This window comes from Bryobacter aggregatus MPL3 (genome assembly GCF_000702445.1).
GTDB classification, from domain to species: Bacteria; Acidobacteriota; Terriglobia; order Bryobacterales; family Bryobacteraceae; genus Bryobacter; species Bryobacter aggregatus.
The window spans coordinates 60245-82963 of record NZ_JNIF01000004.1 but is presented as its reverse complement, the minus strand read 5'-3'; the positions used below and the strand labels follow the sequence as shown (position 1 = coordinate 82963).

The following is a 22719-nucleotide window of genomic DNA, read 5'->3' as shown; positions in this document are numbered from 1 at the left end:
GAGTCCTTAGCTTGTGGGGATCCCCGCCCTTAGTGGCGCGGTCCGGGCTGCGAGGCAAGCATCGTGGCTAGTTCCTCTTTACTAATAAAACCATCTTGATTCGTGTCGAGCAGGTCAAAGCGGTCCTGCATTTGCGGTGGCAACTCGGCTTTGGAGAGCTTGCCATCCTTGTCGGCATCAAGCTCATTGAACATGCGAGCGGCTCGTTCAGCCGGGGTACCAGGCGGTGTACGCGGAGCAGGCCGCACTTCAGAATCGACGATCTGGCCATCACCATTCTTGTCGAGAACACGAAGCGATTCCGGAGCAGCCGTCAGTTCCGCGGCAGAAAGCTTGCCATCCTTGTCGGTATCAAGAGCCGCAACCACCGGATCCACCCGCATCGGGCCGGCAGGCGCATTGGCCGGCGCGGGCCGGCCATCCGGAAACTTGATCGAGATGGCGAGCTTGCGCAATTCACTCTTGTCGAGCTTGCCATCATGATTCAGATCGCCGCGCACCAGCAACCCTTGCATGCGCTCCGGAAGTTCGTCCTTGGTCAGGATGCCATCGCCATTCTTATCATGAGCGAGCAGACCTTGGACCAGTTCGTCCACGCCCAGATCCAGCGGGATCGGCGCTTTGAGTTCTTCTGCAGAGAGAATGCCATCTTCGTCCAGATCAAAACGGAGCAGCACCTTGCGGGCCTGGGAAAGTTCGTCCAGGGTGATCACGCCATCCTGGTTCGCGTCCAGCTTCGAGAGGATGTAATGATTGCGAATGAAAGACTGCGGCGGCCGGCCTTCCTGGGCCGATGCAAGGAGGGGAAGCAGTCCACACCACATCAGACTTCTCTTACAACTGCTACTCAATTGCATAAGATTGAACATCCTTGGAAGATTTTCACAAGCCATGAGCATAGCAAATCATGAGAGACCTTGATGGTCCTAGATCGATTATTTGCAAAATCTTTACAACTGGAGGCCAAGATCCTCGTTACTGGAGGATCAGAACTTGTGTCTGGGGATTGAGGAAAGTGCCGATGCGCAGACGAATGGGGAGACGCCCGCTCTGCCGGAAGGTGTTTGGCACACGGATAGTCACTTGCAGGACACCGGCCGGTGCCGCAACGGCGGAGAGCAGTTCTGCGGCCACTCCATTGAGTTCCACACTCGGAGCCAAAAACGGGATCGTGGTCCCGTTGCGGTCCGTGTGCAGTCCTTCGCCTGTCGCAAGCAGGGTCAGGATATCGTCGGCATGCGCCGGGCTTGCATCGCTGATCAGGCTCCCGTTGGCCCCAGTGGCAAAGACAAGGCCATCTGCGCCCGGCACCTCAAAGAACGCGGGCGCCGCCCCCACGACATCATAGTTCTCCCGAAAGCGAAGAGCCCCCCCGACACGCAGTTCCAGGCTCACCCGAGTTCGCCCGGCAATGGCTTCCGGCACGCGAAAGTTCAGTTGCGTTGCGCTGGCATAGGAGATCGGCGCAACGAAACCGTCGATTGTGATCTGGGCCAATTCCGGTTGCGTGAGCCCTACCGTCAGAAGAGAGAGGAGCAGCCCCGGGGCAAAACTCGTCTCGCGAAAGCTGGCCGCATGCACCACCCGAAAGTCCTGCAAGAGTGGAGAGACTGCCTCCGCGGGCGCCTCCAGCAGACGAATGCGATCGTTCAGCCGATCGGCAAGAAGCAGCGCGCCGTTCGGATGGAGTGCAAGGCCAGCCGGCTCGTTCAGCGTAATGGCGGTGGCGTTGCCGGTGTCCGCGTTGAACCCATTCTCGCCATTGCGGCCGGCAATCGTAGTCAAGCTGCCGTCGAGCGTCCGCTGCCGCACCCGAAAACTTTGTGATTCAGAAAAATAGAGCGTCCCGTTGGGCGTGACGGCGAGACCTTCGGGATTCTTGAGATCACTCAGCAGCGTTTGGATTCTGCCACTGCTCGCTTCGACAAAACGGATGGACTGCGTGCCCGTATCCGCGATGTAGAGATTGCCGGTGCGATCGACGCTCAGAGCGCCCGGGGTGTGAAGACTCGCCAGCAGCGCATCCTGTCCGTCGCCACCTCCGCCACGCAACGCATTGCCGGCAACCGTTTGCACCCGGCCATTCAAGCCAATGCGGCGCACCCGATGCTGGCCACGCTCGACCAGAAATAAGTTGCCCGAAGCATCGAAGGCAAGGCCAGCGGGGCTCGCCACATTCGCCTGGAGAGCGAGAATATTGTCGTTCGAAAAATCGGTGCGGCCCGTTCCGGCAATCGTCTGGATCACCCCGCCCGGCGTGAAGGCGCGCACACGATGATTGCCCGTATCCGAGACGTAGATGTTGTCGAACGGATCGACGGCCAGGTAAGTGGGAGCGTTCAGAAAAGCCTCCGTCGCCGGCCCCCCATCGCCCCCATAACTGGCCTCGCCGTTCCCGGCTACCGTGGTGATCGCTCCGTCGGCACCGATGCGGCGCACGCGGTGGTTCGCGGTATCGCTGAAGTAGACATTGCCTTGCGAATCTGCAACGACACCCGTCGGCTTGTTCAAGCGGGCGGCGAGGGCAGGTCCTCCGTCGCCGCGAAAGGTGCTCCAGTTGTTTCCGATGAGAATCTCCATCAGCCCCGCACGATCGACACGGCGGAGCCAACTGCCTCCCGCGGTGACGGCATTGCCGAGCGGATCGATCGTCACATCCCGTCCGCCCGGCGGGAATCTGCTGATCTTGCCCTCGGCATTGTAGCTCCACAGATAGTCCCCGCGGGTGTCGGCAATGAGCAGGCTTTGATCGGCACGCAAGGCCAGCCCCACCGGGCGCTCCAGCGGCAAAGCGGGCGAGGCGGCCACCAGCGTATCGATCTGTCCCAGCGGCGAAAGCCGGCGCACACGGGCGTTTCCGCTATCGAGATAGAGAAGATTGCCCGCTGCATCAAGGGCAAGCCCGGTGGGCGAGAGGAGGTCACCACTCGCGATCGGCGCCGCCGTCAGGTTGCCGTCTGAGCGGAGGATCAGAATCCGGTTGGCTCCAAACTCCGAGAGATAGATCGATCCATTCTTGGTGGCCAGTACATTCCTCGGGGCAAGTAGTTTGATCTCCAGTGGATTCAGAAGCTGGCCACTCACCGGAATTGCACGGCTGCCGCCGCCGGCAATCGTGTCGATCTGCCCGTTGCGGGAGATGCGCCGGACGCGAGCGTTCCCCAGATCGCAGAACAGCAGATCGCCCAGCGGCGTCACGCTCAGACCATAAGGAGTATTGATGCGTGCAAACTTTGCCGGCCCTCCGTCTCCAGAGAAACCCGGCACTCCGTCTCCCGCAAGAGTGGTGATCTTTCCATCGGGACCGATCCGGCGGACGCGGTGATCGTCGGCATCGGAGAAATAAAGATTCCCCTGGTTGTCGCTCGTCACGCCCTGCAGATAACGAATCGAGGCATCGAAGGCACGGCCGCCATCCCCCGCCTCAGTTCCACCGGCGATGGTCTTCAGCTTCCATACCGGCGTCGCATCCTGCGCCATCGCCATCACGGCGAGAAGAGATACAAACAAAAGCTGCACATGAGCTAGTGCGAGCGAGGGAGGAAAAATCGCCAAAAAATTGTCACTGTGACGGGAGCCTGCCCGATAAGAGGCTTAACGGACAACATCATTTCTCATGAAGCGCTTTGCACTGGCCCTTGCGGCGGTAGGCGTTTCTTTTGCGCTCGTGGCCAGCGCGGAAGAACTTCGCTTGAAAACAAGAACGATTCGCCCACAATTGGCGGGGAGCAACTCGAGCTCCCGGGCCGCGACGAGCGAGTCCAGACGGATCACCGAGCGACGCATGCACTGGCTCGTCCAACAGAATACGCCGGATCTCAATCGCGAAGAGTGGGAGCGGCGAGGCGCTCAAATCCTAAGTAGTGTGCCGAGCAATGGCTACATCATTGCCGCACCCGATGGGATGAACTGGGAGGGTCTCGACTTGGCCTATTACGCCCCGCTCGATGCATTCGATAAGCTCAGTCCCAGCCTGAACTTCAGTCCGCTGCTTGCCGCCGATACCAGCCTGGCCAGCAGCCGCCAGTGGGTGATCATCCACTTTCATTCCGATGTCCAAGGCTGGGAGATCGATGGCATTCTCGATGCGGAAGGCGTCCTCGGAACCAGTAACGCCTCACTCGCGGCGAATGACCGTCTTGCCAATCTCACACGGGAACAGTGGGAGGCCCTGAGCCTTTGGGATGAAGCCGAATTTATCTATCCTGCTCCGGAATCAATGCCCGGCGGCAACACGTTGCTGCACTGCGCCGGAGTGTTGAGCAGTGGCTATGAGGTGGCCATGCTGGCCGCCACTTACGGCGATGGCTGGGATGGGCCGGGCCGGGGACAAGCGAGCATCACCTATTCCTTCGGCAAGCTGAGCAGCCATGCCGATGCCTCACAGACGAAGGTAGAGTTCCGCCGCGCGCTCGACGAATGGTCGCGCGTGGCGGCCGTCCGCTTCACCGAATCCAGCTTGCGCACGGCGGCGCGGAATCTCGATCTGTCCTTTGTCACCGGCGATCACGGCGATCCCTATCCATTTCTGAATGGCACGACGGTGCTGGCCCACAGTTACTACCCTGCCCCGCCGAACCCGGAGCCGGTGGCGGGCGACATCCACATGAACGATGCCTGGACCTGGAGCGTGGGCGGGCAATGGGATCTCTACAGCGTGCTGCTGCATGAACTCGGCCATGCGCTGGGCATCGGACACACGGACGACCCGAATTCGGTGATGTATCCCTACTACCAGAAGGCGAGCGGACTCAAGGCGCCGGATATCGATTCCATTCTGCAGATCTATGCGAGCCCGGCCAGTAGCGCACCGACGCCGTTAGTCCTGAGCATTTTGAATCCAGTGGAAGGCACCAAGCTCAGCGCAACCACGGTGAATGTGAGCGGCTCGGCCAGCGGCAGCGGCGCCGGACTGCAAGTGGAGTATCGCAATGAGAGCAATGCGGCAACAGCGCGTTGCCTGGTGAACAGCACGGGCAGCACCTGGAGCTGCGCCGCAGTTCCACTCAGTGGCGGGGCGAACCAGATCTCGATCCAAGGCAGCTTCGCAGGAAATACTGTCGTACTCAATCGAAGCCTTACCAGGGAGACAGAGGGCGATGTCAACTTGAGCATCAGTTCTCCAACAGGCAGCACGCCCACCACCACGGCCGCACAGATCACGGTGAGTGGAACGGCGGCGCACAGCACTGGAATCTCCAGCGTCAAGTGGAGTAGCAACCGGAGCAAAAGCGGAGTAGCGATGGGTCTCGAAACCTGGAGCGCCACCGTACCGCTCGAAAGTGGCAGCAACGAAATCAGCGTGGTCGCCACGGCCCGTAGTGGGATTGCCACCACCAAGAAAATCACCGTCGAGCGCACCGTGCCGGCGACAACACCAGCAAATCCTGGTTCCAATCCCGGAGAGGATAAGACCCCACCCCAAATGACCATCCAACAACCCATCGGAAACTACATCATCACAAGTGCCACCAAACTGACTTTCAAAGGAACAGCCACCGACAATGTGGGCGTACAAAAAGTAACCTGGACCAATTCGGCAGGAGACCAAAGCGGAGCAGCCATATCGAATGTGAGCAATGGCGCGACAAACTGGCTCTTTGATGTGAGCATCGCCATCGGCTTCAACACCATCCAGGTGCGCGCCTGGGACGCGGCAGGCAACTCAACTCTGTACTCCGCCACCGTGCGCCGCTACTAGACCGATATGCTGGATCGATGAAACAGATTCACCGGGCCGTCGTCGCAGGCGCTGGCACCATGGGCCCCGGCATTGCGGGAAGCCTGGCACTGGGAGGGGTAAGAACGACCATCCTTTCGCGTCAGGCATCGAGTGCCGCCGCCGGACTCGAACTCGCACAAAAGCAGTTGCTGCAGTTAGAACAGAATGGGATTCTCAGCCCCGAGCAGAGCAGCAAGGCAATCGGACTGCTGGAGGCCTCTCACGAATTTGAGGCCGCCCTGCCCGGCGCAGATCTGGTCATCGAATCGATTCCCGAGAACATGGAGTTGAAGCAGGAATGGATCGCGCGGGTGGAAGCCCTGGTTGCGCCCGATACCTGGATCACCTCGAACACGAGTGGCCTGAGCATCACCGTCATGAGCGAAAAGGCAGCGCATCCGGAACGCATTGCCACAACGCATTTCTGGAATCCCGCGCATCTGATGCCGCTGGTAGAAGTCGTCCGCTCGCCGTCAACCAGCAGCGAAGTCGTGGAAGGGCTGCGGGAATTACTCGCCCGCTGCGGCAAGGTTCCGGTGGTGGTCCACAAGGATCGCCCCGGCCAATTAGGAAACCGGATGCAGATGGCGATGGTACGCGAGGCGGTCCACATTGTCGCCGAAGGAATTGCGAGCGTAGAGGACGTCGATCTCGCGGCGAGCCTGGGCTTTGGCCTGCGGTTGCCCGCCTACGGGATCTTCGAGCATCAGGATCTGGTGGGCATCACTTCGTTCCAAGTCTGCGACTACGTCACCAGAGACCTGTGCAATGAGCCGGGCGCGCCGCCGCTCTACCAGAGCATGTATCAGAACAATGCGCTGGGAGCGGAGCCGGGCAAGGGCTTTCATGATTGGAGCAAGAAGGATCCTGACGCGGTTCGCGGGCGTCGCGACCGTTGGGTCCGCGAATTTCTCAAGGGCCCGTTTGGAGCCACGATCCGGCCCAAAAGCTAGTTCGCCAGACGGCGCGCCACTTCGATGAAGGTCCGCATGCCAACGCCTGTCGGGCCTTTCGCAAGAAATGGCTTTGCTTCGTCAATCCACGCCGTACCGGCAATGTCGAGATGCACCCAGGGCGTATCTTCGACCCATTCTTTGAGGAAGAGCGCCGCGGTGATCGATCCCGCGCCCCGGCTACCGATATTCGGCATGTCGGCAAAGGCGTTCTTCAACAGCTCCTTATATTCGTCATCCATCGGCATGGGCCACATCTTCTCGCCAACTTCCTTGGACGAATCGAGCACCTGCTGCTGCCAGCCTCCATCGTTCGAGAAGAGGCCGACGTTGACGGCGCCGAGAGCAACGGTGATCGCGCCGGTGAGCGTGGCCGCGTCGATCATCAGCGTGACGCCCAGACGCTTGGCGTAGGTGATCGCGTCGATCAGAATCAGCCGCCCCTCAGCATCGGTGTTTAATACTTCGATGGTCTTACCAGCCAGTGAAGTGACAATGTCGCCAGGACGGACAGCCCGGGAACCCGGCATGTTTTCGACAGTGGGGATCACGGCAGTGACTTCCACCTTCGGCTGCAGTTTGGCGATGGCCATCATTGCGCCGATCACCGCCGCCCCACCGGCCATGTCGTACTTCATCTTTTCCATGCTCTCGCTCGGTTTGATCGAGATGCCACCGGTGTCAAAGGTGACCCCTTTACCGATCAATCCCAGATGCGTGCCCGGCTTGGCGTCAGCCGGCTTGTAGTGCAGCACGATCATGGCTGGGGGCTCTGCGCTTCCCTGCGCCACCGCGAGCAGACTGCCCATGCCAAGCTGCCGCATGCGATCCTCGTCGAGGATGTCGACATCGAGACCGTTCTCTTCCGCCATCGCTTTGGCGCGAGCGGCCAGAACGGTCGGCGTCAGCAGGTTGCCGGGCTCGTTCACGAGCGCCCGGGTGAAGTTCTGCGCCTCGCCGATCACCGCGCCATTGCGGGCTGCTTCGGCCAAGTCCGAGGAGCCACCTTCGGCGAGAATCGTGAAGCTCTCGGCGTGCTTCGCATCCTTTTTGCTTTTGTGTTCGTCCGGTTCAAAGTCCGCGGCGACCGCGCCTTCGAGCAGGGCCTGCGCGTAGGCGGCCTGTTGGAATTCTTTCGCCAGAACGAAGCCAATTTTCAGAATCGACTTTGCTTTCAAGGTCCGGAGTGCGGCGCCGGCCACGCGCCGGAGGACCGCGCTGTTGACCGTATCGCCCTTGCCCAGGCCGATCAGAAGGACGCGTTTCGCCTCCAGGCCCGCCGGTTTGTAGAGCAGGGCCGTCTCGAGAGATTTGCCGGAAAACTCACCAGAAGCGTAGAGGTCGCTCGCCCATTCATCGACCGCCGCGTTGCCGGTCTGAGGGGCGCTCCCCTCGATTGCGGGAAACACCAGCGCGTCCGCGCCGAACCCTGCATAGCCTTGGAACAGAATCGTCGAATTCATTGGTATCTTCTCGCCTTCATCGCCGAGCGTGCCTCGGCTTCTTGTTCGCGCGTCTTCAAGGTTTCGCGCTTGTCGTGCAGCTTCTTGCCCTTCGCCAAGCCGATCTCGCACTTGATCCGGCCCTCTTTGAGGTACATCTTCAATGGAATCAAAGTGAGACCCTTCTCCCGGGTCTTGCCGATCAACTTGAGGATCTCCTGCTTGTGCAGCAGCAGCTTCCGCGCGTGAACGGGCTTATGATTCTCGATGTTGCCGTGGCTGTACTCGCTGATGTGAACACCCTCGAGCCAGGCTTCGCCGTTGCGCACCTCAGCCCAGCCGTCCTTCAGGGCCACTTTTCCATTGCGTGCCGCCTTTACTTCGGTTCCCGTCAAGACGAGGCCCGCCTCGTAAACGTCAGTAATGAAGTACTCGTGCCGCGCGTAGCGGTTGTCGGCGATGATTCGATTTCCTTGATTTTCCGGCTTCATTGCACGAAATCGGGAGACGCCACGTCAGACCATATAGGTGCTTTCCGCAGCCATGCCCGAAATTCTGAGTTTACCACGAGAAATCGAATAAGATGCCTTTTTACAAAGGTTTAGCCCGCCTCAACAGTTTAGCCCTTGCCTTCATTTTATGTTTTGAGGGCGCTTTTGTGCCCATGCCGCTCGAAGCGAAAACCCGCAAGGGTGAGAAGCTTTTGCAGGAAGCGCTCCTCGCCGAGGCCAAAGGCGACTACGAGAAAGCCCTCGAGTTGTACGAGCAGGCCCTGGGGACGGATCCCCGCGACACTGGCTATAAGCTGGGTGTCGACCGCGCCCGCTTCCAGGCAGCCCAGAAAATGGTCGATCGCGGCGAAAAACTCCGCGCCCAGGGCAAGCTCGAAGAGGCCCTCGCCATTTTCCAACGCGCCTTTGCCCTCGACCCCTCCAGTTCAATTGCCGAACAGCGCATGCGCCAGACCTTCGACATGATCAAGAAGGAACAGCACTCCGGCGCGCCCACCCCACCCGAGGAGCGCTCGCTCACCGCCGCCGACAAGGTCAAAAAAGAGGCAGAGAAAAAGATCGACACCTTGATGGATGCTCCGGTGCTCAAGCCGATCAAGCGCGAGATCGTCAACCTCAAGATGAACAACCAGCCGGCAAAGATCCTCTTTGAGACCTTGTCCAAGATGGCCGGCATTAATGTCATGTTCGACCCGGACTTCCTCTCTCAGAACTCGGGCAAAAACTTTCCGGTCGATTTCCAGAACACGACGCTTGAAGAGGCGCTCGACTACCTGTCCATCCTCACCAAAGCCTATTGGAAGCCAATTTCGAGCAACGCGATCTACGTGACGCTCGATAACCCGCAGAAGCGCCGTGACTACGAAGACTACATTGTCAAAGTTTTCTATCTCCAGCACGCGCTGGAGCCGCAGGAGTTGAACGAAATCGCAAACGCCGTCCGCGTGGTGGGCGAATGCCGCAAGGTGGTGCCCTATGTCGCGCAGATGGCGCTGATGGTGCGCTGCACTGCCGATCAGGTGTCGCTGGTCCAGAAAATTTTAAACGACATGGACAAGCCGCGGGCAGAAATCGTTCTCGACGTCTATGTTCTTGAAGCCAACAAGACCAAGACACGCTCGCTGGCCGCCACGATTGCCAATGGATCCACGGCGGGCCTGGCGCAAGTGATCGGGTTCAATGGCGCGCCCGCTTCCGGCACCACTCCAGCAAGCACCTCGCTGAACCTGGCTCGCATCAGCAAGCTTTCCACAAACAATTTCTCCGTCAACATGCCGGGACTCTTCCTCCAAGCCTTGCTGAATGACCGAACCACACGCGTCCTCCAGAATCCGCAGGTGCGTACCGTTGACAACAAGAAGGCCAGTTTGCGCATTGGTGACCGATATCCCTATGCCACGGGCAGCTTCAACGTAGGCACCACCGGCGGCGTGGGAGGCGTCAGCCCTTATGCCTCGACGCAGTTCCAGTTTGCCGAAGTCGGTGTGAACGTCGACATCACACCCAAGATTCATGGCAATGATGAAGTGTCCCTCCGTGTGGAAGTGGAAGTCTCCAATATCCGGGATCAGGTCAACATCGGCGGATTGACACAACCCGTGATCGGACAGCGCAAGATCGGCGAAGATATTCGCATTCGAGAAGGCGAAATCAACGTGATGGGTGGTCTTCGATCGAATACCCGCTCGAAAACTATTGTCGGCCTCCCTTGGCTCGCCACCTTGCCCGGTCTCAATTGGCTCTTCGGATCGGATGTCGATGACCGGAGCGACAGCGAGTTGCTCGTTGTCCTGGTGCCCCATCTGGTGCGTGCGCCGGAGCTGACAGATCTAAACCTGAGGGGTGTCAGCACCGGAACCGACCAGCAGGTGAAGCTGAGCTATCAGATGAAACCAGAGCCGGTTGTGGCTCCTGCCGCCAGCGCTCCCGCAGTAACACCGGTCATTCCTCCTCCGGTGACATCGCCTCCCGGTGGATCGCCTCCGGCCGGAACCACACCACAACAATTGCGTCCCAGCCCTCTGCCCGGGCCGAACGTCCCAGTGCCGGCTTCCTTGTTGAACCCGATGGCAGGCCCAGCCCCTGCCCTGAAAAACAAACTGAGTCTGACTGCTCCGGTCACTCCGGTGCAGTTGAGTTCCGCAGTCCAGGTAATGGTGAACGTCGAGTCGGCCGACGACCTGACGAAGGCACCGCTCAAAGTGGAATACGACACCAAGCTGCTCAAGCTGGTGAACGTGAGCTCAGGCGGCCTGCTCGCGAGCGATGGGCAGAAAGAAGAGCTCGTTACCGATCTCAATTCGGGCGAAGTCTCTGTGTCGCGTAGCGCTGGAACGAAGGGCATTAGCGGCAACGGTTCCTTGTTGAAGCTGACCTTCCTCAGCTTGGCCAAAGGCGAGGCGACCGTACGGCTGACCCAGGCGAAGCTGTCCAACTCCAAGAATGAGGCGGCGGCTCCGGCACCGCTTCCTGAAGTCACCCTCAAGATCCAGTAGTGAAGCTGATGATTCCTGTCTCCACAAAACGGCGCAAATGGCAGGGTGGTTTGACTCTGGTGGAACTGATTGTCGCGATCACCATCCTGATCGCACTCAGTTCGATGGCGCTTCCGATGGCGCGCTACAAGGTGCGTCGCGAGAAAGAACGGGATCTGCGCAACGCACTGATGCAGATCCGCACGGCAATCGACAAGTACAAGGATCTGGCCGATCAGGGCCAGCTTGGCACGCAAAAGGTAGGTTCGGAGAATTACCCCGAGACGCTGGAAATCCTCGTCGAGGGGGTCAAGATTCCGGGCGCCCAGGAGAAGAAAATTCGTTTCCTGCGACGCATGCCGATCGATCCATTTACAAAGTCGAGCGACTGGGGAAAACGAAGCGTAAAAGATGATCCGAAGAGTCAAAGCTGGGGTGGTGACAACGTGTTCGATGTCTATTCCAAAACCATGGAGAAAGCGCCCGATGGCACTCCGTATTCCGACTGGTAGAAGGCGGGGCTTCACAATCGTCGAGATGATCATCGTAATGACGATCATCTCGATCATTCTCTCGCTCGCCATTCCGATCTATCAAAAGTCCTTGGTACGAGCACGGGAGAGCGTGCTCAAGAACAACCTGTTCACCATGCGCACGGTCATCGACGAATTCACCTATGACAAGCAGAAAGCCCCGCAGGACCTGCGCGATCTGGTGGATGCAGGCTATCTGCGCTCTATTCCCGTCGACCCAATGACAGGCCGCGCGGACACCTGGCGCATTGTCATGGAAGACTCTCTTGCCAGCGTCAACCAGACCGAACCCGGCATCTACGACGTCAAGTCTGGCTCCGATCAAAAAAGCCTCGAAGGCACACCCTACGGCGAGTGGTAGCCTAGACTTTTATGTCGTTACCTCAATCTGACATTGGCCTCGTCGGCCTTGCAGTGATGGGCCAGAATCTGGCGCTCAACATCGCTGATCACGGATTTCGAATTTCGGTCTACAACCGGACCACGGTCACCATGGAGAAGTTTGTCGCGGCACACCCGTCTACCCCCGGCGGTTTAGACGGCCAGGCGACCATTGAAGGCTTTGTAGCCTCGCTCAAGCGCCCGCGGAAGATCATCATCCTGGTAAAGGCTGGCGCTGGTACGGATGCCGTGATCGACTCCCTCGTGCCTCATCTCGAAGAAGGCGACATTATTATCGATGGCGGCAACGCTCTTTGGACCGATACCATCCGTCGCGAGAAAGATCTGAAGGCCAAGGGCCTTCGCTTCATCGGTTCCGGTGTGTCCGGCGGTGAAGAAGGCGCCCGCTTCGGTCCCTCCCTGATGCCTGGTGGCGACAAGGCCGCCTTTGAAGAGATCCGGCCCATCTGGGAAGCAATCGCAGCCAAGGTGGATGACAAGACAGGCAAGCCGCTCGAAGGCGCAACGCCCGGACATCCGATTGTCGGCGGAGTTCCCTGCACCACTTACATTGGACCGAACGGCGCCGGCCACTACGTCAAGATGGTTCATAACGGCATCGAGTATGGCGACATGCAGATGATCTGCGAAGCCTTCGCGCTGATGAAGAATCTGCTTGGGATGAGCGCGGAAGAATGCGCAGCCGTGTTCAAGACCTGGAACACCGGCGTGCTGGACAGCTTCCTCATCGAGATCACCGCGGACATCCTCGCCCAGAAGGACCCCGTCACCGGAAAAGCCTTCGTCGACATCGTTCTCGACACTGCGGGCCAAAAGGGCACCGGTAAGTGGACCAGCACGAACGCCCTCGACATGGGCGTCCCTGCCCCGACCGTTGCCGAGGCCGTCTTTGCCCGCTATCTGAGCGCGGTGAAGGAAGAACGCGTCAACGCCTCGAAGCTGCTGAAGGGACCGGCAGTCTCCTTCACCGGCGACAAGCAGGCCATGATCGATGCCATTCACGATGCGCTGTATTGCTCGAAGATCTGCGCCTATGCGCAGGGCTTCCAGCTGATGCGCACCGCGCAGGTGGATTACAAGTGGGACTTGCCCTTCGGCGAGATCGCCAAGATCTTCCGTGGCGGCTGCATCATCCGCGCCCGCTTCCTGCAGAAGATCACCGAAGCCTATCAGCACAATCATGACCTGGTGAATCTGCTGCTCGATCCGTTCTTCACCAGCGAACTCGATCGTTGCCAGACCAACTGGCGCAAGGTTGTCGCGGCCGCGGCGACAAACGGTGTCGCAACACCGACCTTCTTCTCGGCCCTGAGCTACTTTGACGCTTATCGCACCGAGACGCTGCCGGCGAATCTGCTCCAGGCCCAGCGCGATTTCTTCGGCGCCCATACCTATGAGCGCACCGATTCTCCGCGCGGGAAGTTCTTCCATCTTGACTGGCCAGAACCCGGCCGGCCGCAACTGGAAGTCTAAGTCACTTTCATCGAACTCAAAGGCCAGGGCCCCGCAAGGGTCTTGGCCTTTTTCTATGCCACCAGATCCGCTATCATTGGCACGATGAGTTTTGGCTGGATCCTCTGGTTCTTCTTCATCTCGAATCTGCTGCGATACTTGATCGCCTTCCAGCCCTCCTTCCGTTGTGAGCTACAGCCTCTCGAGCCTCTTGCGCCCGAAGCGCCACGGCAGGAATCCCACCCACCTACTCTCCGCAACAATCATCCCCGCCCACCACCCGCCCTTTCTTTCTAACTCAGCCCCTGACATCGGAAGAAAGGAGAGACTGAATGTCTCTGTTTCAGAACCCGCTCGGCTTCTTGGCCGGGCTGCTCATGCTATTTGCATTTGCCCGCGCTCTCGCCTGGGGACTCAATCGCATGTTGTTGTGGATGGACTATCGCGATTGGATCCTCATCCCAAATGAAGAAGCAACCCGCGGCGTCGACCGTGCGCTGGCCAGGATGGCAATTGAAGTTCAGGCTATCTACGAGCCGGCAAAATTGTATCTGCTCGAAACGGAAGCAGCACGCCAGGATCAAACCGATGCAGATGAGAGCGGAGGCGCCCCACCTACAAGTTAGTCAAGAATCGTAAGACCACCGTGCCCCACTATTTCGTCCCCGGATGTAAGACTTTTCCGCGAAGCTGCCGAACTTAGATTTCAGGCGTTTCCAGGAAGTACGAGTCCATCGATGACGACGAGCCAGTGGTATCAGATCCAGCCCCGATTCGCCGCAGCCCTCGATCAGGCACGCGGGGAGGACGAGGAAGTTCTCGATCGGGAGTTGGGTCTCGACCGGGAACTCCACGGATACGCGCGGCGGGTACTTCGTCTCGTACGGTCTCATTCCTCGACGGACGCAGAGGAGTTGCCCGAGGAGATCTCCATCTGGCGGCTGATCCTTCCCCTTGCCAGCGACGGCCTGGGTACGGATTATCTGGCAGAGCGAGCGGACGGTTCGCTGGACCGCATGGTGTGCTTCAAGGCCAGCCGCATCCTGCTCGATGGCGCAACCGCACAGCAGCAGTTTGTGCAGGACATGCGGGAACTGGCGATGCTTTACGATAACGGCATCGCACGCGTCCTCGATTCCGGATGGGTTGTGGCAGGCCGTCCTTTTGTAGTCTCCGAGTTTGAAAGCGGAAAGCCGATCACGGAAGCGCTCCAGACTTTCGGCACACGGGAGAAGCTGACGGTCTTTTTGCGGGTGCTTTCTGCAGTGGGCTATGCCCATCAACGGGAGATTTTACATGGCGATCTGAAGCCTGCCAACATCCTGGTGGGCCGGGAACAGACGCCCCGCCTCATCGACTTTGGGCTGGCCCGTGTCTTCGCGAAAGGTGGAGATCCGATTGGCACGCAGCAGAATTTAGAGGTCGCAAGTCTGGCCTATCTGGCGCCCGAACAGATTCGCGGCACTGCGATCACTCCAGCAACAGACGTTTATACCCTCGGCGTCATTCTCTACGAACTGCTCTCGGGCGAGCAGCCATACGGCCCGCCCACGGACAACGTGATAGAGCGGGGCCGGGCCATCTGTGAGAGGATTCTGCCGCAGATCGAAGGGATTGGAGCCGACCTCAACTACATCATCGCCAAGGCGACTGAGAAGAATCGTGAGGCGCGTTACCCCGATGTCATGTCCATGGGCAAAGACATCGAAGCTTATCTCGAATGCCGTGCCGTCCGGCCAATCACTGAGAATGCCGCATCCTTTGCGTTAAAGATCCTGCGGCAGTACTGGATCACCACCACCCTGCTCGTTGCCGTTCTTGGAACAGCGAGTGTCGCGGTGCTGCAGCGCGGACGCTCGCAGACGCAGAACAGCCGTAAGCCCGTCGTCGCCGAATCAAAGGTCCAAGCTTCCTCAGTGGAAAGTGCGAAGGCTTATCTCGACGACATGCTGGCCAAGAATGCCGACAAGCCCGAGGTGGTCGGAGAACTCGCAAAGGCCTATCTCCGCATGGCCGAAGTAGAACGGAAAGGGAGTGTGGCACTTGGGGGCAATCGGGGTGCAGCCATCCAATCGGCACGCAAGGCCTATGAGCTCACGGCCAAGCTCATCACCACAGAGAATTTGACCGATGCCGCGTTGCTGGAATACGCGAAGTCTGCCCGTATGCTCTCGGAACTGCTGAACGATGCACGCGACTATCAAGAGGCCATCCGTGTCGCGCAGGCCTGGAAAGAGAAATTCGTCAGCATCAGTTCCACGCAACCCGATCTCTTGAAGGCCAAAGCAGCAGCCGATGCCGCCCTTTCCGACCTGTTGTTTGCCGCCGGAGAGCAAGCCGCGTCGATGCCACTGGCGCGCTCAGCCATGCAGCAGTTCGGCGTGATCTATGCGGCAGACAAAAAGGATCGCAACAAAGCGGCAGATTATGCACGTTCCGCCAATCAGGTCGGGAACAAAGCGCTGTCGCTGGGGGATCTGGTGGAAGCGCTGAATGTGTTTCGGACAGCAGAGGCGGTACTGCGTCCGCACGTTCAAGACCCGGAAAGCGAGGTCACGCCACTCATCGATCTGGCAAAGACATTGAATGGACTGGGCGAGACGCTGGCGCGCTCGAAACAGGCGGGTCAGGCCCTGGCAAGCTATCGGGAAGCGCGGCTTCTGCTGGAGCAGGCGGCAAAGAAAGAAGCTGGGAACGATGAAGTACTATCGGGACTGGCCGACAACCTCATCCGGACAGCGCAGATGCAAGGAGAAGGGCCGGCACTCGAAGAAACCGCACGCGCAATCGAGATGCTCCGCAAGCTGCTCTTGAAACCGGAGCCCAAGGCGGAATATCACAAGCAACTTGCACAAGCGCTCACGGTGCGGGGTGAGTTGTATTTGAAGCAGCGAAAGAGCGAAGCGGCCAGGGAGTCTTTTGAAGAAGCGCTCTCACGCTGGAACAGCTACGGACGATTGGCAGGCTGGAAGCCACAAGAAGAGCAGGAGATTCTTCGTTTAAAGGGCCTCACCGGGCACTGATTTGGTAAACTAAGAATCGTCACTCCCCGATCGTCTAATGGTAGGACAGCGGCCTTTGACGCCGTGAATCGTGGTTCGAATCCATGTCGGGGAGCCACTCTTTAGCCTCAACAATTTAGAAGAGAGTCGCCGTCCCACTGTACGGATTTTGTACCGACGTAACTAGGCCCCGGGTCCGAAATCATTGATGCTGCACGAGAAGAACGCTGAGCATGGATTCGAAGTTTGGAATTAGGACCTATGCTCCCGAAAGCGCAGTCATCACAAGAAGGCTTCCCAGACAATGCGGAAGCCACTGCGAACCCGAAAATGAAGGCTTCGGCCCTAAACGGTAACGCCCTTTGAGGGCCTCGGCAAACTCGTCTGAACGCGCAAAACAGGGTGGCGAAGCCGCCATCGATCAGGAACAACTTGCTGCCGCGCCCGCGCACCACTAATCTAGTGCTTAACCCTGAAGAATCGAATCGAACAGCCATGATGGATGAGGAGCCAAAGACACCGGACTGGAAACGGGCGGTCGCGGGCCTGTTGCGCCTGAACCGGCCCGTTCAGAGCCGCGCGATCTGGCAACATCTTCCAGCCTATTGGCTACTGCGCAAAGGCCTGCACCTGCTTTCGTTCCGGCTGCTGCGCACGGGGCACGCAGTAGGAACGAAGGCTCGCTCCACGCGCGAGTCGGTCCAGATGATTTCCGTCATCCTGCGATCGATCGCCTGGTCCTTGGCGGTGGCTCTCGTTCTCGTTTTCGGCGTTGGATGGATCGAAGTTCTCTTCAAGACGTTCTTTCTTTCCACGACAGCGTATATTTCAAAATGGCCGTGGCTCGCGCACGTCTACGAAAGCCTGAAAGTCTTCCATCTCGACACCGGCGCGGCCGCATCTTTGCTTAGCACCCTGGCCCAGATTGCCGGCGTCTTCCTGGGACTCTACTTTGCGGCCGTCGGAACGCTTATCAGCGCACGTTATTCAAATGTGCCGCCGAATGTTCGCGAACTGATGTTCACCGACAAGCTCGGCAACCAGTACATCAAGCTGGTCGCCCTGTTCGGGGCGGTCGCAACGCTGCTGCTCGCCGGGCAGAGCATCGGAATTCAGACCGGGCTCCTGAATTTGGTCCTGGTGACAATCCTCGGCGTGGCGACGATCTTGAGTTTCGTGCTGCTCGGACGCCGGGCGTTCGAGTTTTTCGATCCCGCATCGCTCGTCAGGCAGCTCGGTTCCGAACTCGTCAGTTCGATCAATCGCGCGACGACGTTGCATGTATTCAGCCGCCAGCAATCGTTCCAGGCCTTTTACCAGAAGCAGGCAGGATCGCTCCTGAATTCGTACGAAAGCGTGGTGCGGGTGGCCGCACAGGATGCGGTTTCACGCCAGTACACGCTCCCCTATCTTGCCCAAAATCTCCTCGCCATCTGGGCCTATTACGGCAGGCGGAAACATCTTCTTGCCAGCGACAGCTACTGGTTTCGCAGGCAGTACGCGCACAAGAACTGGCTGACGACGGACTTTACCGAGACGAGCGTCGCGTTGAACACGGGAACGACGTTGCAGCCCAAAGAGGTTCCTGACGCGATCTGGTTTGAGAAAGAAACGAGCGAAACATTCTGGTTCGCCTACAACGCCCTTCTGCAAGGCAATCATCTTGAGCAGGCGGCGCAGGTCAGCCTTTCCGCAGCGGAAGCGATCGGGCGGCTGGCCGGATGCATGCTGGTGAGCGAAGCCGTGGAATTCGCAGGTGCCTGGGCTCCGTTTTTCAGGAGCGAAGCCAGAAAGACCAAAGGCCACGATGACGCGCTGGGACAGGAGGAAAACGACCTCGTCCAACGCCTGGGGACAGTAGAGTGCTATGCACTCGGCGCAATCCGTCTGCTTCTCTCTTTCGCGAATAGCGTCAGTGACGAGAGCAGCGAACGTTTGCGCATGGCGTTGTCGGGGCCGGACTGGCTGGCGGGCGACGGGATCTACAAGCTGAACGCACCGAGAACGGTTATCACGGCTCTTGAACGGCTCCGCTCCGAGATCGATTTCGAGCGCCGTGTCGAGGGAACGCGCATAACCGCGCCGTGGTATTTGCGCCAGCGCGCGGCGTTTGCCTATTGCAGATGGTATAAGGAATCGCTTGACTCCGTGGTCGCGCTTTTTGAGGCGAGTTTTGGGGGCGACCTCGATGCCTTGATAACGGAGCAATGCTGGCTTGCCGCCGCCTCGCTCAGCAGCAGGGCATTGGAAGGCTGCAGTAAGTTCCAGCACAACCTTGGACAGCTCAAAGCGTCGCACAAGAAATGGATGGAATGGCGCGGTCACACGGAGGGCGAGTGGCCGGGCATCGATTGGGACGCGGTCGCAGTCCGGCTTTCCAAGCTCGAAGAACGCATTGAAATCGCTACGGCGAAGCTCTTGGTGCCACTTTCGCGCCTTCAAAAGCGCGCGGCGTTGCCGGATTTCTTCGGGCACGCGCTGGGCGCATCGACGAAGGCATGTTTCGATGCGATCGCATTCGACCGCGACGAGCAGGTCGCAAAGATGTTTCCGTCGCTTTTTCAGGCCAGCCTTGCGGCCTATGACCGCCTGAGAGACGAGCTCAAGGAACAACCGGTGCGTACCAACATCATCTTCAGCACCGAGCCGATTGAAAACCTGATGGAACTTTCAGGCTACGCAATCATCTATTCCGAGCTGGGTCCGAAGGACACCTGGAAAACGGTCAAAGCGGCTTGGGACACCTACTTTGCGAATGTGAAAGATCCCCAGGATGTTGTGACATGGCTGCTCACCGTCATGAAGTTTAGGACCGAGAGTCTCGGGCTCAATCCGGGAGCGATACAGAGAACAAGCTGGAAACAGCATTTTGAGCACGATATGCGCCGGCGCGGCTTGCGTGAAGACTGGTATGGCGGACTGCCCTGGAACGGCCGCCCTCAGAATCAGCACAAGAGCCCAATTGTCCGGTCCTTGCTTCGCGGCGGCATGTTTTCCGATCTGTCCGACGTGTTTCTGACCGTGTATCTCCTCAAGCAGCCCTTCACGAAAGACCCGGTATTGCCGAGGCGGACAGAAAGCTTTGCCGATTCCTACGAGCGCGAGCAAAAGCGCGGCGGCCAAACCGGCGGCGAGGCGGATGAATGAACAGACACAAGCGGGAATTAAAGCGGCTACAGCATTCGGTTCATATGTTCTCGGATATCGCGGGAACGCGGCCACCGAAGGAGTACGGCGACACGCACTACAGCCGCATGCTCGTCGAAGATGCCGCAAACGGCCTGGTGCCCTACGGAGACAGCTCGAAGTTCGCGATTACGCTTGAACCCGAAAACCCCGAACTTGAATACTTGATCGGTGAAGGACTTGACCGTGAGGGATACCGGCCAGACCTCTCGGACTCTGTTCGGAATTTCCTGCGCGAGGCTACGCAAACTGTCCTCGCTTGCCGCGAAGCGACTTACGAGATCGTCTATTTCAGCGATCCCGAGACGGAAAAGCTCGTGACATTCGGCCTGTCCTTCATCCTCCCCTGGACCCTGAAGCGCCAGCGCGACGGTTGGGTCCAGACCGTTCCGCCCGCGTATGCGGAGCGAATCAAAGGGCAGTCTCAAATTCATCTGCCGGCGGACGCGGTCTTGCAGCTTCGGCTGCCGCCGACGATCGAACGGTATTTCGTGCCGATGATGGCGGATTTGGAAAACCTTGGGCGCGACATGTATCCCAAATTCGGGATGCCGGTGCCGGGCAACCCTGTCCGCGATATCGGCTTTGAGTTTCAGGAATGGAAAAAATGGCACAACATCGCCATCGCGCAAGCGACGCGAGAGGCAGGTTGGAATGCTCGCAACTCTTTTCCGAACGAAATGACGGAGTTCTATTTCGTTCAGCGGTTTTTGCGCTTCGAGAGGTTCAAGCTCGAGATTCGCGAGTCCCTTGTGTCGCAACTGAACGAAATGCTGCGAACCGTCGGGAAGCGGCTGAGTTTTTCCGCGAAGATCACCGTCTCCGGGTTGCCCGATGCGGCACAGATTGACCAGTCAATGCAGGAACTCGAATCCGGGGCAGCATCTTTCGGTGACGTGATGAAACCGTACATGTCGTACTAGCGCAGGCTCCAAAGATTTGTACCGATTTTGTACCGAGACACTGCTTTTGCTGCTTTTGACGACTTCAGTGACTTTGTAGAATCAACAACTTCTGAGCCTTCAAAATCCTGTCAAGTTCGTGGTTCGAATCCATGTCGGGGAGCCACACAAGTTTGCGCTGAGCGGCTACCAGTTGGTGAACGATCCGTCCGGACGCTGGTTGAGCAACATCCCGGCGCGATACGTGGTGTACTCCCCGATTCTAGACATCTTGCTCACGTCCACCTGAACACCCAGTCCGGGCCGGTCGTTTGGCCACAGCTTGCCGTCTTTGAAATCGTAGGCTTTCGGCAGATAAGGCCAAGTCCGCGTGCCGTTGCCTAGCATTTCCATGAGCGCAATTACCGATGTCGCCACAAGACAGTGGACCAATGCCGCTTCCGCAATCGGACCGGTGAAATGCGGAATCATCCCGATATAGTGGGTTTCGGCGAGCGCGACAATCTTCATGAACTCCGTGATGCCGCCGACGTTCGGCAGCGTGACTCGCGTATAGTCGATCAGTTGCTTCTCGATCAGCGCGCTGACGTCCCACTTGTAGCCGAACTGTTCCCCAACCGCGATCGGAACCTTAGTGCGCTGACGAACGGTCTCGTAAGCAAGCACATTTTCACTGCGGATCAGATCTTCGCAGAAGTAGGGATGGAGGGGTTCAAGCAGCGTGGCAAGATTAATGGCATCCGGAAGATCCAACTCCGTGTGGAAATCAATCGCCCATCCACCGTCTCCGGCTCCCTTGTGCAGTAGAACGCAATCGTCATACATCTTTCGAACCAACTTGAAGCGATCGACAACACGTTGACGCGGGTTATCCGTTGCATGGCGGTATGTGCGGAACCCCGCATCCCTACAGGCTCGTGCAGCATCTTCCAAGGTGCCGCCTCCGGGATTCGGGAACACCGTTGAATACAGTTCCACATGGTCCCGGGCCTTACCTCCCAATAGTTGCCAAACGGGCACATCGAGCGCTTTGCCCTTCAGATCCCACAGCGCAAGATCAAGCGCTCCTAAAGAATGCAGCTTTTCGCGGCCCGCAGGATAGAAATAGCCCCGCATCATGCGCTGCCAGTGAGATTCGATGCGGAAAGGGTCGAGTCCGATCAACATGCTGGCGCACTCTTCCATCGTTCTGGGCTCACCGCCCTCGCCGATACCGATGAGTCCACGTTGCGTTTCGATCATGACGACATTGGTCGACTGGTTGACCATCGGTTGGCCTTGCCTGCCGTTGGCATCACCCGAATTCGTAAAGTAGCGGACAGATTTGATCTTGTCTTCTGGCAAAGCGAAAGCTGGCAGTTCGCCCAGCAATCCCGCCCCAGTGGCAGCGAGGCCACGCAGAAGATTGCGCCGTGACGGGTATTGAGGAGAGGCGGGAAGGTTACGGATCATAGAGGTGCGGTCATTATATGTCACGATGCAATGCCACAGCTTCAGCGGGCAATGCTACTCCTGTCACTGCGACGCTAAGGACTGAACTTATACGAAACGGCTCTAAATATATCCACCATGGGGGACAATCGACAAGTCATTTTTGAGTCCTGCCTGGGGTGACTCCGACTAATGCGCTGCATCTGACCAAGTTTCGTATCGCGTGTATTCGCACATCGATTTCGATAGAGAGCCCGTGGAAAAATTATCTCCCACGGAGGCAGATGGGCGCCAGCAATGCCCAGAGACTATACAGTCCAACTCCGACCGCGATCCCCCACCACAGTCTTCGCCAAGTTGACGATGAGGATACTTAAGCGGCCGCAGCAACTAGGCCGAGCGAGCCTGTCCGTTACCGCGCCTGATCTCATTCCAGAAGAGCGTTCCCTGAAGGAATAGCGATGTGCGGGATCTAGAGGCAACTCATGGGTTTCCGGTTTTTCCTCATCGAATGTTTTCGTGATAGCTGAGTCGACGGGCGGCAAGGCAAACTTCAGCGACACAATGCACAAAACGGCCCATTTTCGTGGCACAGCCAGGTGGGACGGGATCAACCGGGAACGGTATCATAGAGGTTCTGTTCCCTAAGCCGCTCATCGGCGAACGGACGCAGTCCGTTGGATTCCCGACACCGGGAGCCACCCGCAA

The 22719-nt window shown here is 58.5% G+C and carries 15 protein-coding genes and 1 tRNA gene; 11 read left to right on the top strand and 5 right to left on the bottom strand.

All coding sequences use genetic code 11. The features are described 5' to 3' along the window. Nucleotides 1-29: 29 nt before the first annotated feature. Both M017_RS28020 and M017_RS0119970 read right to left on the bottom strand, forming a co-directional pair. A complete protein-coding gene (locus M017_RS28020) occupies nucleotides 30-824 on the bottom strand; it encodes an EF-hand domain-containing protein (RefSeq protein ID WP_051670650.1) in 795 nt (264 codons plus the stop codon). 151 nt (nucleotides 825-975) lie between these two features. Beyond that, entirely contained in the window at nucleotides 976-3510 is a 2535-nt protein-coding gene (locus tag M017_RS0119970; RefSeq protein ID WP_162179993.1) for a hypothetical protein, read from the bottom strand. Nucleotides 3511-3616: 106 nt separating this feature from the next. Between M017_RS0119970 and M017_RS28015 the strand changes: the two genes are divergently transcribed. After that, on the top strand, nucleotides 3617-5701 hold the full coding sequence (locus M017_RS28015; RefSeq protein WP_031499929.1) for a matrixin family metalloprotease: 2085 nt from the start codon (nucleotides 3617-3619) through the stop codon (nucleotides 5699-5701). Between the two features lie 17 nt (nucleotides 5702-5718). Then, on the top strand, nucleotides 5719-6675 hold the full coding sequence (locus M017_RS0119960) for a 3-hydroxyacyl-CoA dehydrogenase family protein (protein WP_051670649.1): 957 nt from the start codon (nucleotides 5719-5721) through the stop codon (nucleotides 6673-6675). On the opposite strand, the gene M017_RS0119955 is transcribed toward M017_RS0119960, so the two are convergent. Together M017_RS0119955 and smpB are read right to left on the bottom strand one after the other, a co-directional pair. Continuing rightward, complete coding sequence (locus M017_RS0119955) at nucleotides 6672-8138, bottom strand: leucyl aminopeptidase (RefSeq protein ID WP_031499927.1); 1467 nt, start codon at nucleotides 8136-8138, stop codon at nucleotides 6672-6674. The two genes, M017_RS0119960 and M017_RS0119955, sit on opposite strands and share 4 nt — an antisense overlap. Then, the gene (gene smpB / locus M017_RS0119950) at nucleotides 8135-8608 is read right to left on the bottom strand and encodes an SsrA-binding protein SmpB (protein WP_031499926.1); all 474 of its coding nucleotides are present in this window, start codon (nucleotides 8606-8608) and stop codon (nucleotides 8135-8137) included. The genes M017_RS0119955 and smpB overlap by 4 nt, the downstream gene beginning before the upstream one ends. 92 nt (nucleotides 8609-8700) lie before the next feature. On the opposite strand from smpB, the gene M017_RS0119945 reads away from it, so the two are divergent. The 9 genes from M017_RS0119945 (at nucleotide 8701) to M017_RS0119900 (ending at nucleotide 20601) form a co-directional block, all read left to right on the top strand. Then, complete coding sequence (locus M017_RS0119945; RefSeq protein ID WP_031499925.1) at nucleotides 8701-11124, top strand: cohesin domain-containing protein; 2424 nt, start codon at nucleotides 8701-8703, stop codon at nucleotides 11122-11124. 8 nt (nucleotides 11125-11132) lie between these two features. Then, nucleotides 11133-11615, top strand: a complete 483-nt coding sequence (locus tag M017_RS0119940; protein WP_031499924.1) for a type II secretion system protein — start codon at nucleotides 11133-11135, stop codon at nucleotides 11613-11615. After that, entirely contained in the window at nucleotides 11515-11997 is a 483-nt protein-coding gene (locus tag M017_RS0119935; protein WP_420313864.1) for a type II secretion system protein, read from the top strand. The genes M017_RS0119940 and M017_RS0119935 overlap by 101 nt, the downstream gene beginning before the upstream one ends. An 11-nt stretch (nucleotides 11998-12008) precedes the next feature. After that, nucleotides 12009-13511 (top strand): NADP-dependent phosphogluconate dehydrogenase, encoded by a 1503-nt coding sequence (gndA, locus tag M017_RS0119930; protein ID WP_031499922.1) that lies wholly within the window; start codon nucleotides 12009-12011, stop codon nucleotides 13509-13511. A gap of 311 nt (nucleotides 13512-13822) precedes the next feature. Continuing rightward, nucleotides 13823-14116, top strand: coding sequence for a hypothetical protein (locus M017_RS0119920; RefSeq protein ID WP_031499920.1), 294 nt, complete (start codon nucleotides 13823-13825; stop codon nucleotides 14114-14116). A gap of 111 nt (nucleotides 14117-14227) precedes the next feature. Further along, nucleotides 14228-16513, top strand: a complete 2286-nt coding sequence (locus tag M017_RS0119915; RefSeq protein ID WP_031499919.1) for a serine/threonine-protein kinase — start codon at nucleotides 14228-14230, stop codon at nucleotides 16511-16513. A 23-nt stretch (nucleotides 16514-16536) separates the two neighbouring features. Beyond that, nucleotides 16537-16610 (top strand) — tRNA-Gln (locus M017_RS0119910). A gap of 344 nt (nucleotides 16611-16954) precedes the next feature. Next, nucleotides 16955-19639, top strand: a complete 2685-nt coding sequence (locus M017_RS0119905) for a hypothetical protein (protein WP_155121532.1) — start codon at nucleotides 16955-16957, stop codon at nucleotides 19637-19639. A gap of 44 nt (nucleotides 19640-19683) precedes the next feature. Then, complete coding sequence (locus M017_RS0119900; protein WP_031499917.1) at nucleotides 19684-20601, top strand: hypothetical protein; 918 nt, start codon at nucleotides 19684-19686, stop codon at nucleotides 20599-20601. Nucleotides 20602-20766: 165 nt separating this feature from the next. On the opposite strand, the gene M017_RS0119895 is transcribed toward M017_RS0119900, so the two are convergent. Further along, on the bottom strand, nucleotides 20767-22032 hold the full coding sequence (locus M017_RS0119895) for a mandelate racemase/muconate lactonizing enzyme family protein (protein WP_080508033.1): 1266 nt from the start codon (nucleotides 22030-22032) through the stop codon (nucleotides 20767-20769). Nucleotides 22033-22719: the final 687 nt, after the last annotated feature.